A 13,127-nucleotide genomic window follows, 5' to 3' on the forward strand; every position below is an offset into this window, starting at 1 on the left:
TTCGCTGGCAAGCCAGCTCCTACACAGGAGAAATGAGGTTTACGCGGTTTCTACCGTCGGAAAACTCTTCACCAGTTCGTCCAGTGCTTTGAGCTGGGCCAGGAAAGGTTCCAGTTTGTCCAGACGCAAGGCGCAAGGGCCATCGCATTTGGCATTGTCCGGATCCGGATGCGCTTCGAGGAACAGACCGGCCAGCGACTGACTCATGCCGGCCTTGGCCAGATCAGTCACCTGGGCACGACGACCACCGGCGGAATCGGAACGACCGCCGGGCATTTGCAGCGCGTGGGTCACGTCGAAGAATACCGGGTATTCGAACTGCTTCATGATGCCGAAGCCGAGCATGTCGACCACCAGGTTGTTGTAGCCGAAGCTCGAACCACGCTCGCAGAGGATCAATTGATCGTTACCGGCTTCTACACACTTGTTCAGGATGTGTTTCATTTCCTGAGGTGCGAGGAACTGGGCTTTCTTGATGTTGATCACCGCGCCGGTCTTGGCCATCGCAACCACGAGGTCGGTCTGACGCGACAGGAAGGCCGGCAACTGGATGATGTCGCAGACTTCAGCGACGACCGCGGCCTGATCAGGCTCGTGGACGTCGGTGATGACCGGCACGCCGAAAGCTTGCTTGATGTCCTGGAAAATCCGCATGCCCTCTTCCAGGCCGGGGCCACGGTAAGAGGTCACAGAAGACCGGTTGGCTTTGTCGAAACTGGCCTTGAACACGTAAGGGATACCGAGTTTTTCGGTGACCTTTACGTACTCTTCGCAGACCTGCATCGCCATGTCACGGCTTTCCAGCACGTTCATGCCACCGAACAGCACCATCGGCTTGTCGTTAGCGATCTCGATGTTGCCTACGCGGATGATTTTCTGCGCCATGAGGTTCAAGCCTTCTTCTGATGTTGAGCCAAAGCGGCTTTGACGAAACCGCTGAACAACGGGTGACCGTCGCGTGGCGTCGAGGTGAACTCAGGGTGGAACTGGCAAGCGACGAACCATGGATGATCCGGCGCTTCGACCACTTCCACCAGCGCGCCATCACCGGAACGACCGGAGATTTTCAGACCGGCCTCGATGATTTGCGGCAGCAGATTGTTGTTCACTTCGTAGCGATGACGGTGACGCTCGACGATCACGTCCTTGGCGTAGCAATCATGCACCAGGGAACCTGGCTCAAGCAGGCAATCCTGAGCACCAAGGCGCATGGTGCCGCCCAGATCGGAAGTTTCGGTACGGGTTTCGACTGCGCCGGTGGCATCTTCCCACTCGGTGATCAGACCCACGACCGGGTGACCGCTGGTGCGATCGAACTCGGTGGAGTTGGCGTCTTTCCAGCCCATGACGTTACGAGCGAATTCGATCACCGCCACTTGCATGCCCAGGCAGATGCCCAGGTAGGGAACCTTGTTTTCGCGAGCGTATTGAACGGCAGTGATCTTGCCTTCAACGCCACGCAGACCAAAGCCGCCCGGTACCAGAATCGCGTCGACGCCTTCCAGCAGCGCAGTGCCCTGGTTCTCGATGTCTTCGGAATCGATATAGCGCAAGTTGACCTTGGTGCGGTTGCTGATGCCGGCGTGACTCATCGCTTCGATCAGCGACTTGTAGGCATCCAGCAGTTCCATGTACTTGCCGACCATGGCGATGGTGACTTCGTGCTCCGGGTTGAGCTTGGCATCAACCACCGCTTCCCACTCGGACAGATCGGCGCTGTCGCATTGCAGACCGAAACGCTCGACGACGAAATCATCCAGGCCCTGGGAGTGCAGAATGCCCGGGATCTTGTAGATGGTATCGGCGTCTTCCAGCGCGATCACTGCACGTTCTTCAACGTTGGTGAACTGCGCGATCTTGCGACGCGAAGAGATGTCGATCGGGTGATCGGAACGGCATACCAGCACGTCTGGTTGCAGGCCAATGGAACGCAGTTCCTTGACCGAGTGCTGAGTCGGCTTGGTTTTGGTTTCGCCGGCAGTGGCGATGTACGGCACCAGCGTCAGGTGCATCAGCATCGCGCGCTTGGCGCCGACTTCGAAACGCAATTGACGGATCGCTTCGAGGAACGGTTGCGATTCGATGTCACCCACGGTGCCACCGATCTCGACCATGGCCACGTCGGCATCGCCGGCGCCCTTGATGATCCGGCGCTTGATTTCGTCGGTGATGTGCGGGATCACCTGAATGGTTGCGCCCAGGTAATCACCACGGCGCTCTTTGCGCAGGACGTGTTCGTAGACACGGCCGGTGGTGAAGTTGTTGTTCTGGGTCATGGTCGTGCGGATGAACCGCTCGTAGTGGCCCAGGTCCAGGTCGGTCTCGGCGCCGTCGTGGGTGACGAACACTTCACCGTGCTGGAACGGGCTCATGGTGCCCGGGTCAACGTTGATGTACGGGTCCAGCTTCAGCATGGTGACCTTAAGTCCCCGCGCCTCCAGGATGGCCGCCAATGAAGCCGATGCAATGCCTTTCCCCAATGAAGAAACAACACCGCCCGTGACGAATATGTAGCGCGTCATGAAAAACCCTAGAAGTCTGCGTTAAAGCGGTCCGAGCCGCCGGGGAAAGCGAAGGAAGGCCGAAGCCCCCGATCACCTGCATTAATCACAGTGCATCTTTCAAAAAAACCGCCGCGTTGGGACAGACCGGTAGATGAAACACCGATAGGTTGCTCGCTACACATTTTTTGGAATCGCCCAGCAAAGACTGCTTGGTAATCGGCAACTCCTGCGATTCAGGAGAATCCACAGAAGTTGTATCAAGAAGGGAGCGTAGTCTACCGGAAAGCCCCTTTCACCTCAAACCTTGATCTTCGACCTGCGGCTGCCAATGCAAAGACCAGCCACCTTGCTCACCGCCATTTAGCCCCCGCAGGTTCGCCACCGCCAGCAATTGCTCGCCTCTGTAGACCAGCGGCAATCTGCCACGGGCGAAGCCCGGCACACCGCGTTCGTTGAGCAAACGCTTCAAGTCACGGTGGCCGCGATCGGGCAGGTTCATGACCTCGCCTCCCTCACGATAGCGGATCTGCAGCGGGCCAACGGGGATCCGACCGGTGAGCGTGAGTACGCCATTATCCGGCAACGCCAGTGATATTGCGGGATCAACCCAGTACACCGGGGACGACGGCGTGCGCAGCCAACTACCAGACAACCACCAGAGACGCCCACCCGCGCGATGCAATTCACCCGCCGCCAGCCGCCAGACCGGACGCGCATCGCCGGTCGCATCGCGCAAATTTTCCCAACCCGACCAATGGTCACTGTCCGGCAAAGACGTCAGCGGTTTGAGCCAATGACTTAGCGCGTTGCGCTGGCGTGCATCAGACAGTCTTTGCAGCGATGCCAGCTCCAGCGACGGCAAACCCAGCCAATCGAAATCGCTGACCGTGGTCGCGTGGGCCAGATCGATTTGCGCCAATTCGTCGAGCAGTCCCTGTGCTTCGCTCAGATGCGCAGCGCTGCGTGCCATGGTCGCCACCGCTTGCGGCCAGCGCGCGGTCAACACAGGCAACACCTGATGACGCAGATAATTGCGCGAGAACTGGCGATCCTGGTTCGACGGATCCTCGATCCAGCTCAACTGATATTCAGTCGCATAGGCCTCAAGCTCGGCGCGAGTGACATCTAGCAATGGCCGCAACAGATGCCCTCGGCCCAAAGGACGCTCGCTTGGCATCCCCGACAACCCTCTCACCCCTGCCCCTCGCATCAGCCGAAACAACAGGGTTTCTGCCTGATCGTCACGGTGTTGGCCAGTGAGCAGCACTTCACCGGCGTGAGTCGCCGCGATGAAGGCGCCATAACGCGCATCCCGCGCCGCGCGTTCAAGGCTGGCGCCAGATTCAACCTGAACGCGCACAACCTCTAGCGGCACGCCCAACGCATCACAGACCGACTGACAATGCTCCGGCCACGCATCAGCCGCAGCCTGAAGGCCGTGGTGGATATGGATGGCGGTCAACGTCGGCAGGGATTGGGTTTTCGCAAGGTGCGCGAGAAGGTGCAGCAGGACGGTGGAATCGAGACCACCGGAGAAGGCGATGCGCCAGGTTGTAGCATTGCGCCACGGCGCAAGAATCAGGAGAAGTCTGGCAGACAGATCAATCGTGGGCTGGCTCATATCGATCACTTCGCACAAATAAAATGTGGGAGCGGGCTTGCTCGCGAAGGCGGCTCAACATTCAACACATAGGTTGACTGTTATACAGCTTTCGCGAGCAAGCCCGCTCCCACATTGGGTATCCAGCGCTTGCCGAAGCGCGGTCAGATCAGAGACCGTAGCTCATCAGACGCTCGTAACGGCGGGCCAGCAGCGCGTCGTTGTCGAACTTCTTCAGCATCGCCAGTTGCGAGCTCAGCTCGGCGCGGATCGAGGCAGCGGCAGCGGCCGGATCACGATGAGCGCCGCCCAACGGCTCGCCGATCACTTTATCGACAATGCCCAGGCCCTTCAGACGCTCGGCAGTGATGCCCATGGCTTCTGCAGCATCCGGAGCTTTCTCGGCGGTTTTCCACAGAATCGAGGCGCAACCTTCCGGCGAAATCACCGCGTAGGTCGAGTATTGCAGCATGTTCAACTGATCGCAGACACCGATCGCCAATGCACCACCGGAACCACCCTCACCGATCACGGTGGCGATGATTGGGGTTTTCAGGCGCGCCATAACGCGCAGGTTCCAGGCAATCGCTTCGCTCTGGTTGCGCTCTTCGGCGTCGATGCCCGGGTAAGCACCCGGAGTGTCGATGAAGGTCAGGATCGGCATTTTGAAACGCTCGGCCATTTCCATCAGGCGGCACGCCTTGCGGTAGCCTTCCGGACGCGGCATGCCGAAGTTGCGGCGAACCTTCTCGCGCACTTCGCGGCCTTTCTGGTGACCGATGATCATCACCGGCTTGTCGTCCAGACGGGCAACACCACCCACGATAGCAGCGTCGTCGGAGAAGTGACGGTCGCCGTGCAGTTCGTCGAACTCGGTGAAGATGTGTTCGATATAGTCCAGGGTATACGGACGTTTCGGGTGACGCGCCAGACGAGCGATCTGCCAGCTGGTCAGCTTGCCGAAGATGTCTTCGGTCAGCGTACTGCTCTTGTCCTGCAGGCGGGAGATCTCATCGCCAATATTCAGCGAATTGTCATTACCGACCAAGCGCAGTTCTTCGATCTTGGCTTGCAGGTCGGCGATCGGCTGTTCGAAATCAAGAAAGTTCGGGTTCATAGGCGTCCGCTTGGGTCGACGTCCAAGAAAGCTTGGGCCGGCCGGTTGTCTATTCGCGCCCTACCTTAAGGGACAGGCGCGTTCAGGTCGAGATTAAAAATTCTGGTCTAGCTCAGGGCACCGCTCTTAATGGCAAAGAATGCACCCTGACCATTAACGGTATTGGAGGAAGACGTTGTCTCGCCCGAACTGGTCACGCAGGGCTTGAATCAAGGCATCCGCCGGGTCGATCCGCCAGGTCTCGCCGAACTGCAACAAGGCCTTCGCATCGGGACTGGTGTACTCCATGGTGATCGGGCAGGCGCCGCGGTGGCGCTTGAACAACTCACCCAGCCAGCGTAGCTGATCGCCTTTCAAATCCTTGGTGTGCAACTTCAGGCGCAGGCTTTCGGCCAGGTTGGTGCGCGCATCTTCCATGCTCATCACCCGCTTGACCCGCAGCCGCAGGCCGCCAGAGAAGTCGTCATTGCTGACTTCGCCTTCGACCACCACCATCGCGTCGGTCTGCAACAGCGACTGCGCGGAATGGAAGGCGTCGGCGAACAGCGAGGCTTCGATCCGCCCGGAGCGGTCGTCGAGGGTGATGAAACCCATCTTGTCGCCCTTTTTGTTCTTCATCACTCGCAGGGCGATGATCATGCCCGCGACCGTCTGGGTATCGCGAGCCGGCTTCAGGTCGATGATGCGCTGACGGGCGAAGCGACGGATCTCACCCTCGTATTCGTCGATCGGGTGACCGGTCAGATACAGGCCCAGGGTATCTTTCTCCCCTTTTAGCCGTTCCTTGAGGGTCAGTTCCTTGGCCTTGCGATGATTGACGTAGACATCGGCGTCTTCTTCAACGAACAGACCGCCAAACAGATCGGCATGCCCACTGTCGTGGGTGCGGGCGGTCTGTTCGGCAGCCTTGATCGCGCCTTCCATGGCGTTGAGCAAGACCGCCCGGTTACGGTCGATATTGGCTTGATAGGCTTTCGGCTCATCGTGGAAGTACGGACCCAGACGATCCAGCGCGCCGCTGCGAATCAACCCGTCGAGGGTGCGTTTGTTGATGCGTTTGAGATCGACCCGGGCGCAGAAATCAAAGAGATCCTTGAACGGGCCTTCCTGGCGCGCCTCGGTGATCGCTTCGACCGGCCCCTCGCCAACACCCTTGATCGCGCCCAGTCCGTAAATGATCCGGCCTTCGTCATTCACCGTGAACTTGAACTCCGAGGTGTTCACGTCCGGTGCGTCGAGGCGCAGCTTCATGGTCCGCACTTCTTCGATCAAGGTCACGACCTTGTCGGTGTTGTGCATGTCCGCCGAGAGTACCGCGGCCATGAACGGCGCCGGGTAGTGGGCTTTCAGCCACGCGGTCTGGTACGACACCAGGCCGTAGGCGGCGGAGTGGGATTTGTTGAAGCCGTAACCGGCGAACTTTTCTACCAGGTCGAAGATGTTACCGGCCAGGTCGGCGTCGATATTGTTAGTGGCGCAACCTTCAATGAAACCGCCACGCTGCTTGGCCATTTCTTCGGGTTTTTTCTTACCCATGGCGCGACGCAGCATGTCGGCACCACCAAGGGTGTAACCGGCCATGACCTGGGCAATCTGCATCACCTGTTCCTGATACAGGATGATGCCGTAAGTCGGCGCCAGGACGGGCTTGAGACCTTCGTACTGGTAATCCGAGTGCGGGTAGGCGAGTTCGGCGCGACCGTGCTTACGGTTGATGAAGTCGTCCACCATGCCCGATTGCAGCGGGCCCGGACGGAACAGGGCCACCAGTGCGATCAAGTCTTCCAGGCAGTCGGGCTTGAGCTTTTTGATCAGCTCTTTCATGCCGCGCGACTCGAGCTGGAACACCGCGGTGGTTTCGGCTTTTTGCAGCAGCGTGTAAGTCGGCTTGTCGTCCAGCGGGATAAAGGCGATATCCAGCGGCGGCTCGTTGACCTTGGCGCGGTCGCGGTTGATGGTTTTCAGCGCCCAGTCGATGATCGTCAGGGTCCGCAGACCGAGGAAGTCGAACTTCACCAGACCGGCAGCCTCGACATCGTCCTTGTCGAACTGGGTTACCAGGCCGTCGCCCGCTTCGTCGCAATAGATCGGCGAGAAGTCGGTCAGTTTGGTCGGCGCGATCACCACACCACCGGCGTGCTTGCCGACGTTACGCACAACACCTTCGAGCTTGCGCGCCATCTCCCAGATTTCCGCAGCCTCTTCATCGACCTTGATGAAGTCGCGCAGGATTTCTTCCTGCTCGTAGGCTTTTTCCAAGGTCATGCCGACTTCGAACGGAATCATCTTCGACAGACGATCCGCCAGGCCGTAGGACTTGCCCTGCACCCGCGCCACGTCACGGACCACCGCTTTCGCCGCCATGGAACCGAAGGTAATGATCTGGCTGACCGCGTTGCGACCGTATTTCTCGGCCACGTATTCGATCACCCGGTCACGACCGTCCATGCAGAAGTCGACGTCGAAGTCGGGCATGGAAACCCGTTCCGGGTTGAGGAATCGTTCGAACAGCAGGTCATATTCCAGCGGGTCGAGGTCGGTGATCTTCTGCACATAGGCCACCAGCGACCCGGCACCCGACCCACGACCCGGACCGACCGGCACGCCGTTGCTTTTGGCCCACTGGATAAAGTCCATCACGATCAGGAAGTAACCGGGGAAGCCCATCTGGATGATGATATCCAGCTCGAAATTCAACCGGTCGACGTAGACCTGGCGCTTGGCTTCGTAGTCTTCGGTGGTGTCCTTGGGCAGCAGAACGGTGAGGCGCTCTTCCAGACCGTCGAAGGACACCTTGCGGAAATACTCATCGATGGTCATGCCATCGGGAATCGGAAAGTTGGGCAGGAAGTGCTTGCCCAGCTTCACTTCAATGTTGCAGCGCTTGGCGATCTCGACGGTGTTTTCCAGCGCCTCGGGCAGGTCACTGAACAGCTCGGCCATTTCCTCGGCGCTTTTGAGGTATTGCTGATCACTGTAATTCTTCGAACGCCGTGGATCGTCGAGGGCGCGGCCTTCACCGATGCAAACCCGGGTTTCGTGGGCTTCGAAGTCTTCCTGCTTGATGAAGCGCACGTCATTGGTCGCCACCAGCGGCGCGCCGATCTTCGCCGCCAGGGCCACGGCGCCGTGCAGTTGCTCTTCGTCATTGGGGCGGCTGGTGCGCTGGACTTCCAGATAGAAGCGATCCGGGAATACCGTCATCCACTCGCGGGCCAGGGTTTCGGCTTCGTCCGGGTTGCCGCTGAGCATCGCCAGACCGATCTCGCCCTCTTTCGCCGCCGACAGCATGATCAAGCCTTCGCTGGCTTCGGCCACCCACTCACGCTCGATGATGATCGAGCCATTGCGCTGGCCGTCGATGAAACCACGGGAGATCAGTTCGGTGAGGTTGCGATAACCCACGGCGTTCATCGCCAGCAGGCTGATCCGGCTCAAGGCGTTGTCCGGATCCTTGTTCGACAGCCACAGGTCGGCGCCGCAGATCGGCTTGATCCCCGCACCCATGGCAGCTTTATAGAATTTGACCAGGGAACACATGTTGTTCTGGTCGGTGACCGCCACGGCAGGCATGTTCATGCCGACCAGGGTCTTGACCAGCGGTTTGATCCGCACCAGACCGTCGACCAGGGAATATTCAGTGTGCAGGCGTAGGTGAACGAATGAAGCCGGCATAGTGATCCTGTCTAGAAACTAGAAACGTAAAGACAACAAGGCCCGGATTGTACCGGGCCTTGAGTAAAACATCAGCCTGCGACTAACTACCGATCAGGTTTTCCAGCGCTTCGTAAGCCTCCCGTACTGGAGCAAACGAACGGCGGTGGATCGGCGTAGGACCAAGGCGTACCAGCGCTTCCAGATGAACGGGCGTCGCGTAGCCTTTGTGGCTGCCGATCCCGTAACCCGGATAAATCAATTCGAACGCGGCCATTTCTCGATCACGGCTGACCTTGGCCAGAATCGATGCCGCAGCAATGGCAGGCACCTTGCCATCACCCTGAATCACCGCTTCCGCACGCATCGAGAGCTTCGGGCAACGGTTACCGTCGATCATCGCCAGTTTCGGCTGAATGTGCAGCCCTTCGACAGCGCGCTGCATGGCCAGCATGGTGGCGTGAAGAATATTCAGGTCGTCGATTTCTTCTACTTCAGCGCGAGCGACATACCAGCTCAGGGCTTTTTCGCAGATTTCGTCATAAAGCGCTTCACGGCGAGCTTCGGTGAGCTTCTTCGAGTCGTTGAGGCCCAGGATGGGGCGGCTCGGATCGAGGATCACCGCCGCCGTCACCACCGCACCACACAGTGGGCCGCGACCGACTTCATCGACACCTGCCACCAGATCTACAACTTCATCGACTAGCATAAAATCCAGGCCCAGCTGCTTGCTTGCTTTGCTCATTATGCTCTGCCAATCAGGTTCAGTACCGCATCCGCTGCCTGATTGGAGGCATCCAGGCGCAGGGTTCGGTGGATTTCGTCAAAGCCTCGGGTCTGTTCCTGGCCACCTTCGATCAGTGGCGACAGGGTCTGGGCCAAGGCCTCGACTGTCGCATCGTCCTGCAATAACTCCGGCACCAGCAGGCGCTGGGCCAGTAGATTCGGCAAGGAGACGTAGGGACTCTTCACCATCCGTTTGAGAATCCAGAACGTCAGCGGTGCCAAGCGATAAGCGACCACCATCGGCCGCTTGTACAACAATGCTTCCAGCGTAGCGGTGCCCGAAGCGATCAATACGGCGTCACAAGCCGCCAGGGCCAGATGGGATTTGCCGTCGAGCAAGGTCAGCGGCAGATCGCGACCGGCCAGCAGCTCTTCAAGCTGGGCCCGACGCTGCGGGCTCGCGCATGGCATGACGAACCGTACGCCCGGGCGCATGGCCCGCAAACGCTGGGCGGTGTCGAGGAACAGCGCACCCAGGCGCCCGACCTCACCACCCCGGCTGCCCGGCATCAAGGCGACCAGCGGCCCGTCCGGCAAGCCAAGTTCGGCCCGCGCCGCGGCGCGATCAGCCTCAAGCGGAATCGCATCGGCCAGGGAATGCCCGACAAACCGCACTGGCACGCCCTTCTCTTCATAAAATTTAGCTTCGAACGGGAACAGCGTCAGCATCAGGTCGCAACCTTCGCGAATCTTCAGCACCCGTTTCTGCCGCCAGGCCCAGACCGATGGGCTGACGTAGTGCACGGTCTTGATCCCGGCCTGACGCAACTTGAGTTCGATATTGAGGTTGAAGTCCGGGGCATCGATACCGATGAACACGTCGGGCTTCTCGGCGATCAGGTCCGCGATCAGTTTCTTGCGACGCTTGAGCAACTCACGCAACCGGCCCAGCACTTCCACCAGGCCCATCACAGATAGTCGTTCCATCGGGAAATACGAGGTCAGGCCTTCGGCCTGCATCAGCGGACCGCCGACACCGATGAACTCGACCGCCGGATGCCGAGCCTTGAGCGCGCGCATGAGGCCCGCACCCAGAATGTCACCGGAAGCCTCTCCCGCCACCAGCGCAATACGCAAATTGGCCATGGTTAACGGGTGATGCCGCGGGTCGAAGACTGGATGGAGTCACGGAACACCGCGACTTCCGGGAACTGAAGCGAGGGTTCGGCCAGCTCGGCGAGCGCCTGTTCGACCGTAAGGCCCTGGCGGTAAACCACCTTGTAGGCACGACGTAGCGCGTGGATCGCATCTTCGCTGAAACCGCGACGGCGCATGCCTTCGAAATTCATGCTGCGGGCTTCGGCCGGATTGCCGAATACCGTGACATAGGCTGGAACGTCCTTGCCAATGGCCGTGCCCATGCCGGAAAAGCTGTGGGCGCCAATGTGGCAATACTGGTGGACCAGGGTAAAACCGGACAGGATCGCCCAGTCTTCGACGTGCACATGGCCCGCCAACGCGGTGTTGTTGACCAGAATGCAGTGATTGCCGATGACGCTGTCGTGACCGATGTGGGCATAGGCCATGATCAGGTTGTGATCGCCCAGGGTCGTTTCCGAACGGTCCTGAATGGTCCCGCGGTGAATCGTCACGCCTTCGCGGATGACGTTGTGGTCACCGATGACCAGACGGGTTTCTTCGCCCTTGTATTTCAGATCGGGCGTGTCCTCGCCTACCGAAGAAAACTGGTAGATGCGATTGTGCTTACCGATTCGGGTCGGGCCTTTGAGAATCACATGCGGCCCGATCACTGTCCCCTCGCCGATTTCCACACCTGCGCCGATGATCGACCAAGGGCCGACTTCGACGTCGTCGGCCAGAACGGCCGTCGGATCGATGATTGCGCGAGGGTCAATCAAACTCATAGTTTGCGTTCCGCGCAGATGATTTCAGCGGAGCAGACTGGTTTGCCGTCGACCGAAGCCTGGCACTCGAACTTCCAGATCTGACGCTTGCAGCTCAGGAACTTGGCTTCCAGGATCAGCTGATCGCCTGGTAGCACGGGCTGGCGGAAGCGCAGCTTGTCGGAGCCAACGAAGTAATAAAGCGTGCCGTCGGCAGGCTTCACGTCGAGCATTTTGAAACCAAGGATCCCGGCAGCCTGAGCCATCGCTTCGATGATCAATACGCCCGGCATGATTGGATGCGCAGGGAAGTGACCATTGAAGAACGGTTCGTTGATGCTGACATTCTTGTAGGCGCGAATGCGCTTGCCTTCCACATCCAGATCCACGACCCGATCCACCAGCAGGAACGGGTAACGGTGAGGCAGGTATTCGCGAATCTCGTTGATGTCCATCATTTCGGGGGGAAGCCTATGTAAAGATTGGGAGCGCGCGACTGACGCGCACTCCTCTAGCAAATCAAGGAGGCAGTCTAGCGGCTGTGCACACTTGATATGGAAATGGTATCAGCCATCTGATGAAGCATTACCGTCAGGGGTCACGTCCCCTACACGCTTTTCCAGCTGTCGCAGACGTCGCGCGATGTCATCGAGCTGACGGATACGTGCCGCGCTTTTGCGCCATTCGGCCGCCGGTTGCATCGCCGTACCGGAAGAGTAGGAGCCCGGCTCGGTAATCGAGTGAGTCACCATGGTCATCCCGGTCAGGAAAACGTTGTCGCAAATCTCGATATGCCCCACCAGCCCTACGCCACCGGCGAGCATGCAATGCTTGCCGATTTTGGTGCTGCCGGAGATCCCCACACACGCGGCCATGGCGGTGTGGTCACCGACCTGAACGTTGTGGGCAATCTGAATCTGGTTGTCGAGCTTCACACCATTGCCGATAACGGTATCGGCCAGTGCGCCGCGATCGATAGCGGTATTTACGCCTATTTCCACGTCATCGCCGATCGAGACCCCGCCAATCTGGGCGATTTTCTGCCAGACACCTTTCTCGTTGGCAAAACCGAAGCCTTCACCGCCGAGCACGGCACCGGACTGAATCACCACCCGTTTACCGATTCGCACGTCGTGATACAGCGTGACGCGCGGGGCCAACCAGCCGCCCTCGCCGATTTCGCTGCGCGCACCGATAAAGCAATGAGCCCCAACGGTCACATCTGCGCCAATACGCGCTGCACTTTCGATCACCGCAAAAGCACCGATGCTCGCCGCCGGATCGACCACTGCATCCGCCGCCACCACCGCCGTCGGATGAATACCGGCAGACGCCTTGGGCTTTGGATCGAACAGGTGGGAAACGCGCGCGTAGGCCAGATACGGATCCGGGACTACCAGTGCATCACCGGTAAAACCTTCAACGTCAGCGGGCTTCAGCAATACAGCTGCGGCCTGACTGCCAGCCAGGTATTTACGGTATTGAGGATTTGCCAGAAAGCTCAACTGAGCTGGGCCAGCCTCTTGCAAAGTGGCTAGCCCAGTAATTTCTTTCTTCGGGTCGCCACGTAACGTGGCGCCGAGGAACTCGGCCAACTGGCCGAGCTTTATAGTCGCTGTCAT

10 protein-coding genes are annotated in these 13,127 nt (G+C 59.2%); all 10 read right to left on the bottom strand.

Annotation, left to right across the window (positions count from 1 at the left end; all coding sequences use genetic code 11):
• Nucleotides 1–39 precede the first annotated feature (39 nt).
• The gene (gene kdsA, locus MEB48_RS09575) at nt 40–885 is read right to left on the bottom strand and encodes a 3-deoxy-8-phosphooctulonate synthase (RefSeq protein ID WP_008072675.1); all 846 of its coding nucleotides are present in this window, start codon (nt 883–885) and stop codon (nt 40–42) included.
• A 5-nt stretch (nt 886–890) separates the two neighbouring features.
• Nucleotides 891–2,522 carry a CTP synthase gene (locus MEB48_RS09580; protein WP_030127979.1) on the bottom strand — a complete coding sequence of 544 codons (1,632 nt, stop codon included), beginning with the start codon at nt 2,520–2,522 and terminating at the stop codon, nt 891–893.
• A gap of 274 nt (nt 2,523–2,796) precedes the next feature.
• The gene (tilS, locus tag MEB48_RS09585) at nt 2,797–4,125 is read right to left on the bottom strand and encodes a tRNA lysidine(34) synthetase TilS (RefSeq protein WP_237883983.1); all 1,329 of its coding nucleotides are present in this window, start codon (nt 4,123–4,125) and stop codon (nt 2,797–2,799) included.
• Nucleotides 4,126–4,273: 148 nt separating this feature from the next.
• Nucleotides 4,274–5,221: an acetyl-CoA carboxylase carboxyltransferase subunit alpha gene (locus MEB48_RS09590; protein ID WP_095054151.1), complete on the bottom strand. Its 948-nt coding sequence runs from the start codon at nt 5,219–5,221 to the stop codon at nt 4,274–4,276.
• A 153-nt stretch (nt 5,222–5,374) separates the two neighbouring features.
• On the bottom strand, nt 5,375–8,896 hold the full coding sequence (dnaE, locus tag MEB48_RS09595) for a DNA polymerase III subunit alpha (RefSeq protein ID WP_237883985.1): 3,522 nt from the start codon (nt 8,894–8,896) through the stop codon (nt 5,375–5,377).
• An 82-nt stretch (nt 8,897–8,978) separates the two neighbouring features.
• Nucleotides 8,979–9,620, bottom strand: coding sequence for a ribonuclease HII (gene rnhB / locus MEB48_RS09600; RefSeq protein ID WP_237883987.1), 642 nt, complete (start codon nt 9,618–9,620; stop codon nt 8,979–8,981).
• On the bottom strand, nt 9,620–10,747 hold the full coding sequence (gene lpxB / locus MEB48_RS09605; RefSeq protein WP_237883988.1) for a lipid-A-disaccharide synthase: 1,128 nt from the start codon (nt 10,745–10,747) through the stop codon (nt 9,620–9,622). The genes rnhB and lpxB overlap by 1 nt, the downstream gene beginning before the upstream one ends.
• Before the next feature lie 2 nt (nt 10,748–10,749).
• The gene (gene lpxA, locus MEB48_RS09610) at nt 10,750–11,526 is read right to left on the bottom strand and encodes an acyl-ACP--UDP-N-acetylglucosamine O-acyltransferase (protein ID WP_205887353.1); all 777 of its coding nucleotides are present in this window, start codon (nt 11,524–11,526) and stop codon (nt 10,750–10,752) included.
• Nucleotides 11,523–11,963, bottom strand: coding sequence for a 3-hydroxyacyl-ACP dehydratase FabZ (gene fabZ, locus MEB48_RS09615; RefSeq protein ID WP_007907157.1), 441 nt, complete (start codon nt 11,961–11,963; stop codon nt 11,523–11,525). The genes lpxA and fabZ overlap by 4 nt, the downstream gene beginning before the upstream one ends.
• A gap of 108 nt (nt 11,964–12,071) precedes the next feature.
• Nucleotides 12,072–13,127 carry a UDP-3-O-(3-hydroxymyristoyl)glucosamine N-acyltransferase gene (gene lpxD / locus MEB48_RS09620; RefSeq protein WP_237883990.1) on the bottom strand — a complete coding sequence of 352 codons (1,056 nt, stop codon included), beginning with the start codon at nt 13,125–13,127 and terminating at the stop codon, nt 12,072–12,074.

The sequence above is a fragment of the Pseudomonas sp. PGPR40 genome, from assembly GCF_022014505.1.
Classification (GTDB): domain Bacteria; phylum Pseudomonadota; class Gammaproteobacteria; order Pseudomonadales; family Pseudomonadaceae; genus Aquipseudomonas.